The organism is Marinicellulosiphila megalodicopiae (assembly GCF_045862395.1).
Classification (GTDB): Bacteria; Pseudomonadota; Gammaproteobacteria; order Pseudomonadales; family Natronospirillaceae; genus Marinicellulosiphila; species Marinicellulosiphila megalodicopiae.
The window spans coordinates 4,397,055-4,415,245 of sequence record NZ_AP023087.1 but is presented as its reverse complement, the minus strand read 5'-3'; the positions used below and the strand labels follow the sequence as shown (position 1 = coordinate 4,415,245).

14 protein-coding genes are annotated in these 18,191 nt (G+C 36.3%); 13 read left to right on the top strand and 1 reads right to left on the bottom strand.

Translation table 11 applies throughout. The features are described 5' to 3' along the window. Positions 1-53 precede the first annotated feature (53 nt). Positions 54-416: a hypothetical protein gene (locus TYM08_RS18940; protein WP_422380716.1), complete on the bottom strand. Its 363-nt coding sequence runs from the start codon at positions 414-416 to the stop codon at positions 54-56. A gap of 515 nt (positions 417-931) precedes the next feature. Between TYM08_RS18940 and TYM08_RS18935 the strand changes: the two genes are divergently transcribed. From TYM08_RS18935 to TYM08_RS18875, 13 genes are all read left to right on the top strand, one after another. Then, on the top strand, positions 932-1,342 hold the full coding sequence (locus tag TYM08_RS18935; RefSeq protein WP_422380715.1) for an ATP synthase subunit I: 411 nt from the start codon (positions 932-934) through the stop codon (positions 1,340-1,342). A 29-nt stretch (positions 1,343-1,371) separates the two neighbouring features. Further along, complete coding sequence (atpB, locus tag TYM08_RS18930; protein WP_422380714.1) at positions 1,372-2,301, top strand: F0F1 ATP synthase subunit A; 930 nt, start codon at positions 1,372-1,374, stop codon at positions 2,299-2,301. 84 nt (positions 2,302-2,385) lie between these two features. Further along, positions 2,386-2,619, top strand: coding sequence for a F0F1 ATP synthase subunit C (gene atpE, locus TYM08_RS18925; protein ID WP_422380713.1), 234 nt, complete (start codon positions 2,386-2,388; stop codon positions 2,617-2,619). 52 nt (positions 2,620-2,671) lie between these two features. Further along, positions 2,672-3,142: a F0F1 ATP synthase subunit B gene (locus TYM08_RS18920; RefSeq protein WP_422380712.1), complete on the top strand. Its 471-nt coding sequence runs from the start codon at positions 2,672-2,674 to the stop codon at positions 3,140-3,142. 12 nt (positions 3,143-3,154) lie between these two features. Then, entirely contained in the window at positions 3,155-3,691 is a 537-nt protein-coding gene (locus tag TYM08_RS18915) for a F0F1 ATP synthase subunit delta (RefSeq protein WP_422380711.1), read from the top strand. Between the two features lie 8 nt (positions 3,692-3,699). After that, positions 3,700-5,244: a F0F1 ATP synthase subunit alpha gene (gene atpA, locus TYM08_RS18910; protein WP_422380710.1), complete on the top strand. Its 1,545-nt coding sequence runs from the start codon at positions 3,700-3,702 to the stop codon at positions 5,242-5,244. A 35-nt stretch (positions 5,245-5,279) separates the two neighbouring features. After that, positions 5,280-6,140, top strand: coding sequence for a F0F1 ATP synthase subunit gamma (gene atpG / locus TYM08_RS18905; protein ID WP_422380709.1), 861 nt, complete (start codon positions 5,280-5,282; stop codon positions 6,138-6,140). A gap of 18 nt (positions 6,141-6,158) precedes the next feature. After that, complete coding sequence (gene atpD / locus TYM08_RS18900; RefSeq protein WP_422382849.1) at positions 6,159-7,565, top strand: F0F1 ATP synthase subunit beta; 1,407 nt, start codon at positions 6,159-6,161, stop codon at positions 7,563-7,565. Between the two features lie 12 nt (positions 7,566-7,577). After that, positions 7,578-7,994 (top strand): F0F1 ATP synthase subunit epsilon, encoded by a 417-nt coding sequence (locus TYM08_RS18895; protein ID WP_422380708.1) that lies wholly within the window; start codon positions 7,578-7,580, stop codon positions 7,992-7,994. 310 nt (positions 7,995-8,304) lie between these two features. Then, positions 8,305-8,679 (top strand): hypothetical protein, encoded by a 375-nt coding sequence (locus tag TYM08_RS18890; RefSeq protein ID WP_422380707.1) that lies wholly within the window; start codon positions 8,305-8,307, stop codon positions 8,677-8,679. Between the two features lie 34 nt (positions 8,680-8,713). Further along, on the top strand, positions 8,714-9,538 hold the full coding sequence (locus tag TYM08_RS18885) for a cellulose binding domain-containing protein (RefSeq protein ID WP_422380706.1): 825 nt from the start codon (positions 8,714-8,716) through the stop codon (positions 9,536-9,538). 84 nt (positions 9,539-9,622) lie between these two features. Continuing rightward, a complete protein-coding gene (locus TYM08_RS18880; RefSeq protein ID WP_422380705.1) occupies positions 9,623-16,789 on the top strand; it encodes an RHS repeat domain-containing protein in 7,167 nt (2,388 codons plus the stop codon). Further along, entirely contained in the window at positions 16,743-17,753 is a 1,011-nt protein-coding gene (locus tag TYM08_RS18875; protein WP_422380704.1) for a tetratricopeptide repeat protein, read from the top strand. Before TYM08_RS18880 ends, TYM08_RS18875 begins: the two co-directional genes overlap by 47 nt. The last annotated feature ends 438 nt before the right edge of the window (positions 17,754-18,191 follow it).

Genomic DNA, 18,191 nt, shown 5'->3' with positions numbered 1-18,191 from the left:
AAAATAAACCGCCATCCAATGGCTTTTTTATGCGTGTCGTATTTAGGCTGTATTTAGGCTACGACGGTTTGTTGCGGGAGTTCTTGAACATAGATATCTGAATTGAAATCCACATTACTTGAAAATTTAAGCTGGCCATTTTGACTGGCTTTAATTTTAAAAAATAATGTTTGGGCAAAATCATGACAAGTTAAAGTAAACCGAATATTTTGTTCATCTATTGACTCAATGGCCTCTAAATGAAGTTGTATGGATAGTTTTAACTTGGTTTTTAGCCAATCAAGAATTTTAAGGGTGGCTTGATGAATCAAGTATTGATTGTACTCAGATTGACGCATCACAATAGAGTTGCTACTAAGTGTCTCGTCCAATGAGCATAGTATGTCGATGATGCTGCCTTCAGGTGACTGAATCATAATCGTACTCTTTTTATGGTTGTTGTAGTTGTAGTTGTGGTTGTAGTTGTTGTTGCCGGTTGTTGCCGGTTGTTGCCGATTGTGCTCGTGAAATAGGCTATGCAAATAATATGACAGTCATATTAAATTGTGACAAATGTTATGTTATTGGTTTGTTTAAGATTGAAAACAAAAAGTGTGTAATATCGATTGTGAGGCAGTGATTTAGTGAGGTTCAAAGAATGTAGCAAACAGTGCATGTTCGGCATTAAATTTAATGAAATAGTTTGAAATCTATTAAGTTGAATAATAAATGCTCAAATATTCACTCGGTACGCATGAATCTTGAGTTCAGTCCAATATTATTTTGCTATTAAAACGGGGCTTGAACACCCAAAACAGTGCAGATTTTAGATTGAAATTGGGTGCGTGAACCTTTATAGTACACGGCGCTAAAAAATGGCGTAACTTTAGGCGTCAACGGAAAGTTTGATGAAATGTTTGATGGGTAGTTTAAATAGAAGTAGTGCATCAAGATGAGTGATTCGATATTTAAACCGTTTAAACCCAGTAAACTGAAAAAGCCTGCTCTTAATAAGGCTCTTCTTCTTCAAGCAAGCGTGGCGCTGATGTTGGCGGCGGGTGTGTTGTTAGTAAATGTGAATGTGGGATTGTCGTTGTTTTGCGCAATACTCATTTTTACCCTCCCCCAAGCCTATTTAAATTTTAAAGCTTTTGCCTATTACGGCACCAGCGATATAGATCGAATTAAATCAGGGTTGTACCTGGGCGAATTTTATAAAGTAGTTTTGAGCTGTGCGTTGTTTGTTACATCATTTATCGCCATTCCAGAATTACTGCATTTTCCCACCCTGTTTATTGGATACATTTTAATGATTATCGTTAACGTGGTCCTTACCCAGTTTCAAATTAATCATCCGTCGTAAAACGCGGGTACAAATAAAGGTGTAATACAATGGCTGGAAACAGTGGAGAATTAGTCCCTTCTGGTGACTATATTGCTCACCATTTAGTCAATTCCACGTTCGGTAATTTACCCGAAGGTGCTATTGATTGTCATGGTGAAGTAGTGACGGCTGCAGATGCAGGTTGGCAAATGGCAAGTTGTGCGGAAGAGGCTGCTGCAATGGGTTTTTCTGGTTTGCATGTTGACTCAATTGGTTGGTCTCTCGCGTTATGTATATTTGGCATGGGCTTTTTCTGGTTGATCGCACGTCGTGTGTCAGCGGGTGTTCCAAAAGGCTCTCAGTCTTTTGTAGAGTTGGTCGTATCATTCGTTGATAGTCAAACCAAAGAAACTTTCCACGGTAAAAATGAAATAGTTGCGCCTTTAGCATTAACTATTTTCATGACAGTTATTTTGTGGAACTTAATGGATTTGATTCCTGTTGATTTGATTCCACATACAATGGAAAGCTTACATTTAACTACTTTCCAAAAAATCGTACCATCAACCGATCCTAATATGACGTTAGGTTTGGCTTTAGGTGTTTTCTTATTGGTGTTGTTCTACAGCATTAAAGTAAAGGGCTTTGGTTTCATCAAAGAGCTTACATTAAATCCTTTAAGCTTCAAAAACCCAGTTGTGCAAGCAATCTTTATTCCTGTGAATTTAGTTCTTGAGCTAGTCACATTGGTCGCTAAACCTGTTTCACTAGGGCTTCGTTTGTTCGGCAACATGTACGCGGGTGAAGTAATCTTCTTATTAATTGCAACTATGTACGGTATGCATGAGTTGAAGGCATCTGAATTCATCATGTCTTTGTCTGCTGGTGTATTGCAATTAGGCTGGGCAATCTTCCATATTTTAGTGGTAGCGTTGCAAGCATATATCTTTATGGTCTTGACGTTGGTTTACTTAAACCAAGCACACGAAGATCATTAATCGAGCACGACTCCAAAGTTAACGCTTTGGAGTAATTTTAAAAACCTTAACTTAAACTTTAAACTTAAAAACTGGAGAAAAAATATGACTGATATCGGTATGATTTACCTAGCAGCTTCTATCATGCTTGGCTTAGGCGCACTTGGTGTTGCATTGGGCGTTGGAATCTTGGGCGGTAAATTCTTAGAAGGTTCTGCGCGTCAGCCAGAATTATCATCAATGCTTCAAGGTAAATTCTTCCTTGTTATGGCACTTGTTGATGCTGTACCAATGATCGGCTTAGGTATTGCCTTAATGCTTATCTTTACTCGTACTTAATATCCCCCCATTTATTAAGATTTTTTAATTCAATTATAAATGAGGTGAAAGTGTGAATATTAATCAGACTTTGATTTGGGAAATGGTTTCTTTCGCAGTATTCGTGTGGTTTTGTGTCAAGTTTGTTTGGCCACCATTGATTACTGCTATGAAAGAACGTGAAGCTAAAATTGCTGAAGGTTTGGACGCTGCTACTCAAGCAGAGAAAAAACTTTTGTTAGCTAGTGAAGATGCTGAAAAAGCATTATCAGAAGCTAAAGAGCAAGCGTCTTCTATCATTGATGCTGCGAATAAACGCGCTGCAACAATCGTTGAAGAAGCAAAAGCGGATGCCGTTACCGAAAGTGACCGTGTTAAAGCAAATGCTCATTCTGAAATTGAGCAAGAAGCAAACACGGCGCGCGAAGCGTTACGAGCGAATGTTTCTGCGTTATCTATTGCAGGTGCGCAAAAAATTCTACAAAAAGAGATTGACGAATCTACTCACAGTGCGTTGCTAGATCAATTGGCAGCAGAGCTATAAAAGGGGCGTATCATGGCTGAATTAAGTACATACGCACGACCTTATGCGAAAGCATCGTTTGCCGTGGCAAGCGATCAAAATGCCTTAGCAAAATGGTCAGACATGTTGTCTACATTGGCAAGTGTCACCCTGGATGAGAAAGTTTCTATTGTGTTGGGAAACCCGGGCTTAACGGCATCGGATAAAGCAAACTTCATCAAAGAATTATGTGGTGAAGAGTTAAACGAAGAAGCAATTCATTTGGTTAATACCTTAGCGGAAAATCACCGTTTATCGTTATTAGCTGAAATTGCTACTCAGTTTGATTTGTTAAAAGCTGAACAAGAAGGTTCAGTTGATGTAGTCATTACATCAGCAATTGCGTTAACACCCGCACAGCAATCAACATTAAGCGAGAAATTAGCAGCTAAATTAGGCCGCGACGTTTCTATTACTACTGAAATTGACCCAAGCATCATCGGCGGCGCGATTATTCGTGCAAACGACTTGGTGATTGACGGTTCTGTCAGTGGTAAATTGGCCAAATTGGCCGAAGCAATGAATTCTTAGGAGTTGTCATGCAACAATTAAATCCTTCTGAAATCAGTGAAATCATCAAGCAGCGTATTGAGTCTGCTAATGTTTCAACTGAAGCTCAGAACGAAGGTACAATCGTCAGTGTTTCTGATGGTATTGTACGTATTCATGGTCTTGCCGACGTTATGTACGGTGAGATGATTGAATTTCAAGACGGCCTATACGGTATGGCATTGAACCTAGAACGCGACTCTGTTGGCGCGGTAGTACTAGGTGATTACAAGTCATTAGCCGAAGGACAAAAATGTAAATGTACTGGACGTATCTTAGAAGTACCTACTGGCCCTGAATTATTAGGCCGTGTAGTAGATGCGTTAGGTAACCCAATTGATGGCAAAGGTCCAATTGATGCGAAAACATTCGCACCTGTTGAGAAAGTTGCACCGGGCGTTATTGCTCGTCAATCTGTTGATCAACCAGTTCAAACCGGTGTTAAAGCAATTGATGCGATGGTACCTGTTGGACGTGGTCAACGTGAATTGATCATTGGCGATCGTCAAACGGGTAAAACAGCCGTAGCGATTGATGCAATCATCAACCAAAAAGGTTCTGGCATTAAGTGTGTTTACGTAGCGATTGGCCAAAAGCAATCAACGATTGCTCAGGTTGTACGTAAATTAGAAGAGCATGACGCATTAGCACATACAATTATTGTTGCTGCCTCTGCTTCTGAAACAGCATCTATGCAGTTTATCGCTGCATTTACCGGTTGTGCGATGGGCGAATATTTCCGTGATCGCGGCGAAGACGCATTAATCGTATATGATGATTTGACTAAACAAGCTTGGGCTTACCGTCAAATTTCATTATTGCTTAAACGTCCACCAGGTCGTGAAGCGTATCCAGGTGACGTATTCTATTTACACTCTCGCTTATTAGAGCGTGCATCTCGTGTAAATGCGAAATACGTTGAAGATTTCACCAAAGGTGAAGTGAAAGGTCAAACCGGTTCTTTAACCGCTTTCCCAATCATTGAAACTCAAGGTGGTGACGTTTCTGCATTCGTACCTACGAACGTAATTTCGATTACAGATGGTCAGATCTTCTTAGAAACCAGCCTTTTCAACTCAGGTATCCGTCCAGCAATCAACGCTGGTATCTCGGTATCTCGTGTAGGTGGTTCAGCACAAACTAAATTAATGGGTAAATTATCCGGTGGTATCCGTACTGCGTTAGCGCAATACCGTGAACTTGCCGCATTTGCTCAGTTTGCTTCAGACTTAGACGACGCGACTCGCGCTCAATTAGAGCACGGACAACTTGTTACAGAATTGATGAAGCAAAAGCAGTATTCTCCAGCGTCAATCGCTGAGATGGCTGTGATCATTTATGCTGCCAACAATGGTTTCCTTAAAGGTGTTGAAGTTGCTGAAGCATTGCGCTTTGAAGCATCGTTGCACTCATTCATGCACGCTGAATACGGCGAATTCATGACTGGTTTAGTTAAATCTGGTGTATTCAACGAAGATGTTACTAATACCTTCAAAGAAGCATTAGAGAAATTTAAGGCAACTCAAACTTGGTAGACGCAAGTCTAACAAGTTGGGAAATAGGTAGATAAATGGCAGCCGGAAAAGAGATTCGCACCAAAATTGGTAGCATTCAAAATACGCGAAAAATTACTTCAGCAATGGAAATGGTTGCTGCAAGTAAAATGCGTAAGGCTCAGGATAGAATGAGCGCGACTAAACCCTACGCAGAAAAAGTGCGTGGCGTGATTGGTCACTTAGCTCAGGCGAACCCTGAATACCAGCACATTTACATGAATGAGCGTGATGTAAAACGAGTAGGTTATATCGTTGTATCGTCTGATCGTGGACTGTGTGGTGGTTTGAATATTAATTTGTTCAAAGCTGTTAACAAACAAATCGTGGATTGGAAAGCCAAAGATGTAGAAGCGAGTCTTTGTTCTATAGGATCAAAAGGCGCGACATTCTTTAAAACTCTTGGATTTAACATCGAAGCCAGCTCGACTGGTTTAGGTGATCGTCCAGAGTTACAAGACATTATTGGCAGTGTTAGAGTAATGTTAGATGCATATACAGAAGGCAAAATTGACCGTCTGTATGTTGTATTTAACGAATTCGTTAACACCATGACCCAAACACCAAACATTCAACAGCTTTTACCTTTGCAAGCCAGCGAAGATGATTCAGCAAGTCACATCTGGGATTACATGTATGAACCCGATGCGAAACCTTTGCTAGATGGTCTATTAACGCGCTTTGTGGAATCACAAGTCTATCAAGCAGTGGTGGAAAACATCGCTTCTGAACAGGCTTCTCGTATGATGGCGATGAAATCCGCCACCGATAATGCGGGCGACATGATTGATGAATTAGAGCTAATTTATAACAAAGCACGTCAAGCAGCGATTACTCAGGAAATTTCTGAGATTGTCAGCGGCGCGGCAGCGGTTTAAGAATAAGAGGATACAATGATGAGTAACGGTCGTATCGTACAAATTATTGGTGCTGTAATTGACGTGGAATTTCCACGTAATTCAGTACCAAAAGTATATGACGCACTGAACTTAGTCGGTTACCCAACCGTACTAGAAGTTCAACAACAGTTAGGCGATGGCATAGTGCGTACCATTGCAATGGGTTCAACTGAAGGCCTTAAACGTGGCATCGAAGTTACAACGACTAATGCACCAATCGCCGTACCAGTAGGTACAGCAACTTTGGGTCGTATTATGGATGTACTTGGTAACCCAATTGATGAGTGTGGCCCTATCGGTGAAGAAGAGCGTATGTCTATTCACCGTGCTGCACCCACTTATGCAGAACAATCATTAACTGCAGAATTACTAGAAACAGGTATCAAAGTAATTGACTTAGTTTGCCCTTTTGCAAAAGGTGGTAAAGTTGGTTTGTTCGGTGGTGCCGGTGTTGGTAAAACTGTAAACATGATGGAATTAATTAACAACATCGCTATTCAGCATTCTGGTTTATCAGTATTTGCTGGTGTAGGTGAGCGTACTCGTGAAGGTAACGATTTCTATCACGAAATGCAGGAATCTGGCATTGTTAATGTTGATCAATTCGACAAATCAAAAGTTGCGATGGTTTATGGCCAAATGAACGAGCCACCAGGAAACCGTTTACGTGTTGCCTTGACTGGTTTGACAATGGCTGAGAAATTCCGTGACGAAGGTAAAGACGTACTATTGTTCGTTGATAACATCTACCGTTATACGTTAGCTGGTACAGAAGTTTCTGCACTACTAGGTCGTATGCCATCAGCCGTTGGTTACCAACCAACACTTGCTGAAGAAATGGGTGTATTACAAGAGCGTATTACTTCTACGAAGACCGGTTCTATTACATCAATCCAAGCGGTATACGTACCTGCGGATGATTTAACCGATCCGTCTCCTGCAACTACCTTTGCTCACTTAGATGCAACTGTTGTACTTAGCCGTGATATCGCATCATTGGGTATCTACCCAGCGATTGATCCTTTGGATTCAACATCACGTCAACTTGATCCACTAGTTGTTGGTCAAGAGCATTATGATATTGCATCTAGCGTGCAAAACATCATTCAGCGTTATAACGAGCTAAAAGACATCATCGCTATCTTAGGTATGGATGAATTGTCTGAAGCAGATAAGCAAACAGTAAACCGTGCTCGTAAAGTACAGCGTTTCTTATCTCAGCCGTTCTTCGTTGCAGAAGTCTTCACTGGTGCTCCAGGTAAATATGTAGCTTTAAAAGATACATTAGCAGCATTCAAAGGCATCTTAGCGGGTGAGTTTGACCACATTGTAGAGCAAGACTTCTACATGAAAGGCGGACTTGACGAAGTATTAGCCGCTCACGCATTACGCGAAAAAGCGTAAAGGAGAAGCACAATGGCAAAGACAGTACTCTGCGACATTGTTAGCGCTGAAGAACTGATTTTTTCCGGCCCTGTTGAAGTGGTTGTGGTAACGGGTGAAATGGGTGAATTAGGTATTCGCCCAGGTCACGCACCGTTACTAACTGGTATTAAACCAGGACACGTACGCATCAACGTTGAAGGCGAAGAAAAATTGTTTTTTGTCTCGGGTGGATACATCGAAATTCAACCAAAGCACGTCACTATCTTAGCAGACACGGCAATCCGTGCTGCTGACTTAGACAAGTCCGCTGCACAAAAAGCCAAGCAAGAAGCGGAAGATGCGCTATCTGGCAAAGCGGGTAAAGTGAACTACGACGAAGCAACTGCTAAATTAGCAATGGCTATGGCGCAATTGAAAGTATTAGCTGAGATTCGCTCACATCGTTGATTGAATAATAGTTAAATACAAATGCTAACGCTACTTGGGGTGACCTGAGTGGCGTTTTTTTTGGATGAAATTCACCTTAAATGGATAGAAGAAGTAATATAAATAAAAATTATGTATGGGAAGTAAAATATTTTTCAAAAATGTATAAAATATATTTGTCATAATATTTTTGTATGTAGCAAATACTTTTTTAAAAAATCAAAAATCAAAAATCAAAAATCAAAAATAAATTGTGAATTGGTTCTCAATCATTATAATATCTCGCAAATTTAACTCAATCAGTGCATGTATATGCATAAAGGAACTTATTATGTCCATTAAAAAAACATTATCAGCAGTATTCTTATCAGCACTTTCTTTTAGCTCAGTTGCAGGTATTGAAAAAGAAGGTGAATACAAAATATTAGAAGCACGTATTTGGGATGATGGATCTTTATACTTAATTTTAGAAGATGTGAATAATCCTGGAGCGGTCATTGAATCAAATTGTGCAGGTGGACAATATGATGGAACTGGTAAAATATTTACGGATTTAAATAACGGAGCTATGACGGATCGTGCTTTAACGATTGCCTTAACTGCTCAAATGTCAGACCTTACAGTTAATGCCGGTGTCCATAGTGATTGTGTTGATAAATGGGGTAGCCGTTCTCAGTTAACGTATATCGAATTAAATTTAGATTAATTTATTTTATTTTTTTGAAAATTTAGGAAGTAAAATGAATAACTTATTTAAAAATAGTAAGTGGATAGTCGCGATAACTTTATTAAGTGTCACTTGTTTATCACAAGTTGCAAATGCAAGTTGTACTTTCTCCATTGATAATAATTGGGGAAGCGGAGCGAATGCACGAATTGAATTTGTAAACGAATCCGGTGCAAGTATTGAAGATTGGTATATTCATGCAAGTTTTCCTAATGCCACCATCAGTAACTCATGGGGTGATGGTCAATTTGATTCAAGCAAATTGTATCAATGGGATGACTTTGCATATACCTCTGTGCCGCCAAATAGTGTAAAGGTATTGTACTTTTCTTTAAATTTAACTTCTGGCTCAAGTATTCAAGCACCTGAAATAAGTGGTACATTCTGTGGGAGTTCTAGTGGGACAACAGAAACAGCTACGGAAACAGCTACAGAAACAGCTACAGAAACAGCAACGGAAACAGCTACGGAAACAGCTACAGAAACAGCTACAGAAACAGCTACAGCTACTGAAACTGATGCTTCTCAGCCTGATAGTTCAATCCAAACCACATTCGAAGTTAAATCTATAAAATTGTTAGATGACGGGCGCTTAAAAATAAAATTGGTTGACTCTGATGGACATGCACTTTTTAATGAGTCTTGTTCAAATAATCCAGAACATCAAACTTATTTGTATACGGTTTCTGGTAATTCATTCGTAGTGGATCGAATTTTAACAGTATCGTTAGCGTCATATTTAAGTAGGGAAAAAGTCAACGCACAGGTACATGCTAATTGTATTTCTTACAATGGTAATAACGTATCTCAACTGACGTTCGTTCAGTTGGATCAATAACGAGTAGATAACACATTCAAAAAATGGCGCGGTAGATATTTGGATATTTACTGTGCTTGATTTTTTAAATCAATAGGAAAGAAAATGAAAATCATCAAATTTGTAGTTGGCTTTATTGCTGCTACTTGTACTTGCCTATCGATGGCAGGGAATCAGTTGGATATTGAAAAAATTACGGTCTATGAAGACAATAATGCTTTATATTTTGTCGCAGAAGAACAAATGATATTTTTAGCTGGCAAAGTAATATTGCCAATTAATTTATCTGCATTTGATGATTTTTATATGGAAAAACTAGCAGATGGGAGTTTAGGGCAGCCTCAAAAATTAGAGCATGTGGCATCTGATTTTTTTACACAACAACATGATTTAAATAATTATTCGATTGAAAATGCTGATGTAAATAATGACCAGGAAATGGATTTATTGATTGCAAATACGCAAAATAACAATGCCTCCATGATATTACAGGCCGATACTAATCAATACCCTCAGGCAGCGCTTCTATTAAAAGAGTACTTAGATCTTCCTAGCCTTGAAAATATTGCAGTGACAGCAAAAAATGGTTCTTTAAAATTGTCAATTGCTCCAAGAAAATTAGCTAAATCGAGTGATCCTGAATTAACTTCTAGTATTAATGATCAAAAAGAAATTATAGTAGGTGCAACACAAATTAATGCTAGTGTGACGCAAACAGGTTCGGCCAATTGGAATATACCATTAACTTTACCAAAAGGACCTGGTGATTTTCAACCTGAAGTTGAGTTGACATTTGATAGCCAGGCAGGAGTAGGGTTATTGGGTAAGGGTGGGGGCTTATCTGCTACTCAGTCTATATATCGATGCAAAACTAAAATGCCATATGTTGAAGGTATTAATTTTGATGGAAATGATCAATTTTGTTTTAGTGGGCAGGAATTAATTGAGGTTGACGATGGTATATATCGAACAGAAATTGATAGTGGATATTTATTCAAATACATCGAAGCTCAGACTTACTTTTTAAATGAGCTCCCTCATTATAGAACATCACCATATTGGGAAGTCGAAACAAATAATGGTGAGTTATATTCATTTGGTAAAGTCAGTTATAATGATATTAGTAGTATTGTAATAGGGAAAACATCGTACACAAGTATTATTCACGAAGTGACAGGTGGTACTAATCAATACTTCCAATTAGCGGGTACCTATATAAATCCATTAAGATGGATGTTGACAGAAAAGAAAAATAAGTTCGGGCAGATTATAAGCTATGCATATGAAGATTTTGATTCAGTATCTGGTGCAAAAGAAAAACAATTATCAATTATAGAATATGGTAATTCAAAGATTGAATTCTTTTATCAAGCAAAAAATAAATATTTACCGTATTACAACGAAGGTAGTTTATTTAAACATGAAATGATTTTAGATTATATTACCATTACAACTGATGATAAGTTTTTTAGAACATATAATTTAGGATATTCTAATGAAAATGATAATTCAATCTCAGGCTTTGGTAATGCTGAGGTTCCTTACCTACATTTTGTTCAAGAGCATTTACCAAATAATAAAGCATTGGAAAAAATTGAATTTGATTGGGAGCTTGAATCATTTGGTGATATTTTTGATTTTGAAGAAGTTGGAGGGTTATTACAGACGGGCGGTAATTCAGTATTCTATGATTATAATGATGATGGTGTGCTGGATCTATATACGGTTAATGCAAATATCTATAGTAGAGATTGGTCGTTTGGTGTATTAAAAAACGTTAATAGATCATTTAGTAGTGTGTTTAGTTCTGATTTAGAATTAGTGCCAGCGGGTTATAGTTCCAAATTAAACTATAGTACTAATCAAGCTAATATTTCTGTTCAAGATATTGATGGAGATGGTGAAGAGGATTTGTTTATACATGGAAATGGTACGGGGTGGGAAGTATCAACTCAAAGTACTAGAGAATATTCATCTTTTTATGGTATTTATAAAATAACACCAGAGTCAATAGATTTAGTGTCGAGTGATAGTTATGACTATACTAGGCAAAATTATAGTACATTAGCGAATAAAGAATATTCGATAATGGATTCTGGAGGGTGGAATAAATTAATTTTTAGTGATCTGATTCTTGAGAAAGACGGGGAGGATAAATATGCAGTTACCATTGATATTGATGGGGATGGGCAATCAGAAAAAATTAAATATTCCAAGACAGAAACATCAAGTGGTCTTGATACTCGAACATATTTTGATACAAATGATGGTGATGATATTGTTTATGTTTTTGATGTTAATTCAGATGGTTTGGATGATGCGCTGGTATTAAGAGGTGCATTTAGTGATATTTATATCAATAAAGGTGACGGTTCTTTTTTTCGAAAAATTAATTATCGCTTTAATCTTTTAATTACAGATGATGAGGTAGAGGATACATTAACCAATATGCCTGATGCTACATTAATTGGTCATAATAAAAAATATACAATAAGACCTTTTAATTTTATTGATATTAATATGGATGGAGTTAAAGATTTTGTATACTTAAATCGAGATGGTTATACGGTTGAAGCAAGATTAGGTGTATATAATAAAGAAACTGCAGGTATTGATTATTTAGCATCAAAAATTGTCTTCTCACAAGATTCATACGGATATTACAGTGCATCTGTATTTATGGTTGATATTGATGGTGACGAAAAATCTGATTTAGTTATTCAAAGTGATGTATGTTGTTATGGTGGGTCAAATCCAACTACAATATATTACGGAAGCAAAAAAAATAAACTTACATTTAATGGTTTTTCAGATAGTTTTGGCCAACAAACCACATTCGGTTACGCAAATACAAAAGATAAAAATATCTATGGTCCTCAAGGTATCTACGTTAAAACAGATAAAAATTATAATTCAAAATTTATAAAGGCCCACAACTTAACTAATGTTGACTTAGTTAAAAGCATCACAACAAATGATTCAAAAATATTTTATCAATACGCTGGTGGGTTTTACCATAAACAAGATGAATCTTTTTCAGTTGGATCAAGTAAAGGCTTTACTGGATTTGAATTTATTACAAGCGTAAAAGAATTTGACACAACGTTAAATCGTAGTACAAGTACAACCAGCAATGCAAGTGTGACCCGATCACAATTCTATTTAGAATTTCCATTCATAGGTAAAGTAAAAGAAATTTCAAAATCTTATTATGAAGGCGATACTGCTGAAAATGTTATTGCTCAATTACCTAGTTCATTTTATCCCGGTATTTCAGGCGATGATGATTCAACTATTCTGTCAAAATCAAAAGCAGGTAATGTTAATGCAATGGCACGCTCTTTGGCGACACCTTCAGAAATTGACGGGGCACCTTCTCTAGTAAAGAAGGTTTATAATTTTATTGAAATTAATAATGTATATTTCACATATTTATCAAAAGAGGAAACTGAACTATTTGCATTAGATGGGCAACCTATTTCAAAAAAACGGATATCTACTTTTAAAGATTCAACCGATATTTTTAGACCTAAAAATATAATTGAGACTTATATTAACCCAGTAACAGATATGGTCGAAAATGAAGTTACTTATACTCATATTTATCAATATACATTCGATGATAATTATTCAACTAAATTTAATGACTATAATTCACAATTAGTAAAATCTACAAAAATACAGCGTTTTGAAATTACTAATAATTATCTTGTTGGAGATTCAATAGTTGATGATTATTCTTTCAATTATGAATTTAAAAACAATTCAGCCGTACCTGTGTTAACCCGTAAAGAAGAGCCGTCAAATCATTTAACTGATAACAGAGTAACTGAATTTGAATATGACGATTTTGGTAATGTTGATCTAATTAATATTGGCAGTAGTGGACAATCTGAAATTACCAAAAAACAATATTTTTTCTATGATGCAAATGGTATCAATATAGAAAATGAGCTTAAGTATCAAGATGCACAATTTATAAGCAGTTTTTATTATGAAAACTTTGATATTTATGGGCAGCCAAGAACGATTAAAAATGGCTCGACACTGGAGAGAACAGATTTCGAATTTGATGCCATTGGTAGAGAAATACAATCTACTAATCATTTGACTGATTATACGATTAATCAAATGTATTTAAATTGTGATGGCAGTACTATTTGTGATCCGTTATTACATCAGTTTTATAAAGTGACAGAAGATAGTTTAGGTTTGTTGTCTTACGAATATTACAATGAAAAATTACAAGTAACCGGCACAGCCAATCACGCATTTGTGGCAAAAGGTGAACAAAACACAAGTGAATATCATCAAGTGTTATTTCAATATAACCCTGATGGAGAATTAGTGTATCAATCAACGCCTAAACTTGGCCCTTTAAATCAAGTAGATTTAACCCAGCATGGAACTCATTTTGAATACGATGTATTAGGGCGTTTAATACATAAATCAAATCCAGATTTTGTTAATTTTGATGGTGAAGCGGATACGCAAGGTTTACATGTATATAAGCAATATAAATCTTCAAATAAAGCTTTTATGATTTTGGGCTACACCTATCAATCCACTCAAATGGAAGTGAAATATATTGGCTCAGAGCTGGATAGTGATGCCACTGAACATTTACTTGACTACCAATTAATGTCTGATGAATTTACAGTGACGTACTTTGATGCCATGGGTCAAGTAATAGCAGTTAAAGATCGAGCGAATCAATATGTGACGTTTGTATATGATGCAAAAGGGCAGGTTATACATTCATTACCACAAAATAATGTCACGCATATGGTATCAACGACCTATCATAGAGCAGGAAAAGTATCCTCAGTAAATGATATTAATTTTGATGGATCATCGAATAATATGTACGATGTTTTCGATCGTTTAATTGAAACTCGAACACCTAATTTTTTATATACGTATAACTATTATGACAAATACGACAATTTGAAATTGGCTAATAATGGTCAATATAGTTATTGTTACGAGTATGACTATTCTGGCCAACGACTAAAATCTAAGACTGTATATGAAGGGGCGTTATCGATCCCAGCAGAATATTGTAATACTACTTCAAATTTAAAAAAACCTTACTTTAAACAATCCTTTACTTACAAAACCAATGGTCAAAATGGTTCAAGAAATGTCGCAACCTCTGAAGAATATTTAGATATTGATCAAGATGGTTTGAACTTAATTGGCGGTTTAACCTATTTTGATTACGATGATTTACATCGTTTGAGCAAAACAACATTCAGATTAATGGATGAGTTTGTTAATAAAGAAATAGTTGAATTTGATTACGACCCTTACTCAGGTGCTGTCAACTATGCGCAGGTAACAATTGGTGATGATGTTGATGCAAACGCAACCGGATTATTTTCATATACGCCTAAGAGTATTGATCATTTTGGTAATATTGATGAAATTTTAGTCACCCAATTGTCGTTAAAAAATAACAATGAAATTATAGATCGTGAAATCATTTGGCAAAAAACGTATCGCCCAGAGAACTCAACTTTAGGTGAAACAAGTTTTGAAATTAAAGATGCAACGGTGGAAGGTGGCCTGCAAGCTTTCTTAACTGAAAATTGGACGTTTAATTATAATAACCGTGGGTACTTAACCAAAAGACAAAACCATAATAATAATTTCACTCAACAATATTATTATGGCAAAGATCAAAATAACGTTGAAGTGGATCATTTAGGGTCACGCTTAACATCCGTAGTGGAGTCAGTGGGCGGTATTTCAGGCGAAACGCGATCAGAGCACTATGAATATCGTTCTAGTGGTTTTATGAATAAGAAAACTATAAAAAATTCTTATGATTCAGAAAAAGTAATTAATTATGCTTCATGGTCATCGTATCCTCATCGAGTTTCCACAGCTCAGATTGAACAAGGTGGTGGCGACATAATTTATGAGTCATTTTATGTCTACGACACTGAATTAGGTGCTGTTCAATATGATAATGGCCCGCGTCAAATAGAATACATTCGTGATGCAATGGGTCAAGTTTTGTCTATTAAGCAACACTCTGAGGTTATTCAGGAATTTGTGTATGCTGATAATCAAGTTCTACAATCAAAAAATCATCAAACTGGCGAAATCGGTCAAACAACGTTTTACATAGCTGGTAAAGAATTTAAATATGAAGGTCTTAATGATGATGTTCAAAACGATCAATTAAGTATTACCTTTAATAGTATTCCTGAAGTGCAAATCGTGTTGGATACCGAAAGAAATGTGTCTGCAAATTATTTATTGCATGATCAGATCGGGACATTATTGGCAGTTGCAAATGATCATACCATCGAGCTTGAAAAAGGGTCGGATCAGTATGCGTTTAGTCCGTTTGGTTTGAAGTTGGATGATTATGATTTTAGTAGTGAAATGTTGTTTGAAGGTGAGGCTTCGGCTTCCGATAAAATTTATACGGGGCACGAATATTTAGAAGATATTGATGTGATTCAAATGCAAGGGCGAATGTATGATCCGTTGACGGGGCGTTTTTTGAGCCCTGATCCTTTTATTCAGGCACCTTTGAATTTACAGAATTATAATCGTTATAGTTATGTTTTGAATAATCCTATGGTGTTTGTGGATCCTAGTGGGTTTGAATATCGCCTACCAAATACATATCAAGTCTTGTCATATGATACTTGGAACCCGCTTATAACTAATACATCTTATGTTACAGCATTTGACTTAAATGAGAGATATTACACTCCTAATTTACGAGAGCGCAATTTTGAAAATTTAGATATTTTGATTGTTGATACATCTGGCATCTTTGGTTGGAGTGATCGAAAATTTCGTTCATTTGAGAGAAGTACCCAAGGCGAAATGTTTACAGTAGAACTTAATGATTCAGATATTCAAGAGAGTATTAAAAGGCAAAAGAACAGAAGAAAGGATATTAATGATCATAACAATCCTTATGATAATAATGTTGAAGAAGTAGATGATTCTTGGATAAGTAACATTAAATTTGGAATATCTAAGGGCCCATTGGAAGCAACAGTTGGTGAGGATGGCCTCGAATTTGACTTTACATTAGATCCTAAAGAACATTATGCACCACCTATTCCAACTGAAAATTCAGATGGAGATTGGGAAATGTCAATTCCAGTTCCATTTATCCCAGGTGCTGAATTGAGTGGTGATATCAACGATGATAAACTAAATGAGAAAGCTAAAGAAATGGGAGGAGGGAGTTTAGATGATAGAATGTGTGAAGCATATAAAGAAAACGGGTTGTCTTGTTAATAAAGCTATATTAAACATGTTTGTAATTTTTTTAATTGGTATATCTATATTGAATTGCAGTGATTCTAGTGATTCTAGTGATTCTAGTGATTCTAGTGATTCTAAATATCAGCTTAACGTAGATAAAAAAATAATTAATGAATTTGAAAGTAATTTTAAACTAGCCAAACAGGCTAATGAAGAGGCTCAATTCTTTATTGCAGAAAATTTTGAAAACGGGATAGTGGTTCAAAAAGATTTGAAGAAAGCTCTTAAATGGTATAGAAAGTCTGCAAGAAATAATCATTTGCCTGCTCAAGTTGCACTGGCCAATTTTTATGGGAAAACGGACGGAGAATATATTGAATTTTCAAATAATAGAAAACAAAAATATTGGAGAAAAAAATCGGCGTTAGGCGGTGATGTAAACTCTCAATTAATAATGGGGAGGCTTTATAATCTTGAACAAAACCGAGAATATGATTTGAATGAGTCTGTTCGTTGGATTGAAATGGCCATTGATAATAATAGTGTAAGAGGTTTATTTGATTATGCAATGGTATTATTAGATGATGATTATGAACATAAAAATATTGACAAGGCTATTGAATTGATAATGTTGGCTGCTCGAAATAATAGTAGTGAGGCTCAATTGTTTTTGTCTAGTGTGTATGCGAGTAATTATTTTGGTGAGCCTAACTATGATAAATATTGGGAGCTTCTATTAATTGCAGCGAATAATTACAGTTCTGAATCTTTAGAGGCTGATAGAAGAGAAGCAAGAATTACAATTGCAGAGAATTATTTTTATGGTCGGAAAATTGAGGCCAATTTAGATGAAACTCTTAAATGGTATGAACTAGCTTATCAAAATGATAGGCATAATAGATTTAATAGAATTCAAATTATTGAATCGTATAATAATTTACACATAAATAATGATCAATATATTGATATAGACACTCAAGCTCTAAAAACCAACTAGGATCAATGGGGTCAGAGTTGAATGGCACTTAGCTAAGAGATAAAACCTTTTAATAAAGTACTATTTCTGTTTCTTAGGGTGTCCATTTTTTCTAACGTACTAGTCTGACACACATCGTAAATACAAAAAGACACAAATGAAAAATGGCAATTTAATCGCTTTGATCTAATCTGAAAATATAGAAATGATCAAAGCGAGTTGAATATGCCAATTAGGCAAGTACTAGTCTGACACACATAGTAAATACAAAAAGACACAAATGAAAAATGGCAATTTAACCGCTTTGATCTAATCTGAAAATATAGAAATGATCAAAGCGAGTTGAATATGCCAATAGCCAGAAAGAGTTTAGTTCCACTAGAAGCGACGCCTTACTATCACATAGTAAGCCGATGCTGTAGGCGTTGTTTCATCTTAGGGAGAGATGCGATTACAAAA

Excerpts from the sequence above, each read along its gene's own strand:
- TYM08_RS18940 (WP_422380716.1), bottom strand. The coding sequence starts at position 416 with ATGATTCAGTCACCTGAAGGCAGCATCATCGACATACTATGCTCATTG.
- TYM08_RS18935 (WP_422380715.1), top strand. The coding sequence starts at position 932 with ATGAGTGATTCGATATTTAAACCGTTTAAACCCAGTAAACTGAAAAAG.
- atpB (WP_422380714.1), top strand. The coding sequence starts at position 1,372 with ATGGCTGGAAACAGTGGAGAATTAGTCCCTTCTGGTGACTATATTGCT.
- atpE (WP_422380713.1), top strand. The coding sequence starts at position 2,386 with ATGACTGATATCGGTATGATTTACCTAGCAGCTTCTATCATGCTTGGC.
- TYM08_RS18915 (WP_422380711.1), top strand. The coding sequence starts at position 3,155 with ATGGCTGAATTAAGTACATACGCACGACCTTATGCGAAAGCATCGTTT.
- atpA (WP_422380710.1), top strand. The coding sequence starts at position 3,700 with ATGCAACAATTAAATCCTTCTGAAATCAGTGAAATCATCAAGCAGCGT.
- atpG (WP_422380709.1), top strand. The coding sequence starts at position 5,280 with ATGGCAGCCGGAAAAGAGATTCGCACCAAAATTGGTAGCATTCAAAAT.
- atpD (WP_422382849.1), top strand. The coding sequence starts at position 6,159 with ATGAGTAACGGTCGTATCGTACAAATTATTGGTGCTGTAATTGACGTG.
- TYM08_RS18895 (WP_422380708.1), top strand. The coding sequence starts at position 7,578 with ATGGCAAAGACAGTACTCTGCGACATTGTTAGCGCTGAAGAACTGATT.
- TYM08_RS18890 (WP_422380707.1), top strand. The coding sequence starts at position 8,305 with ATGTCCATTAAAAAAACATTATCAGCAGTATTCTTATCAGCACTTTCT.
- TYM08_RS18885 (WP_422380706.1), top strand. The coding sequence starts at position 8,714 with ATGAATAACTTATTTAAAAATAGTAAGTGGATAGTCGCGATAACTTTA.
- TYM08_RS18880 (WP_422380705.1), top strand. The coding sequence starts at position 9,623 with ATGAAAATCATCAAATTTGTAGTTGGCTTTATTGCTGCTACTTGTACT.
- TYM08_RS18875 (WP_422380704.1), top strand. The coding sequence starts at position 16,743 with ATGATAGAATGTGTGAAGCATATAAAGAAAACGGGTTGTCTTGTTAAT.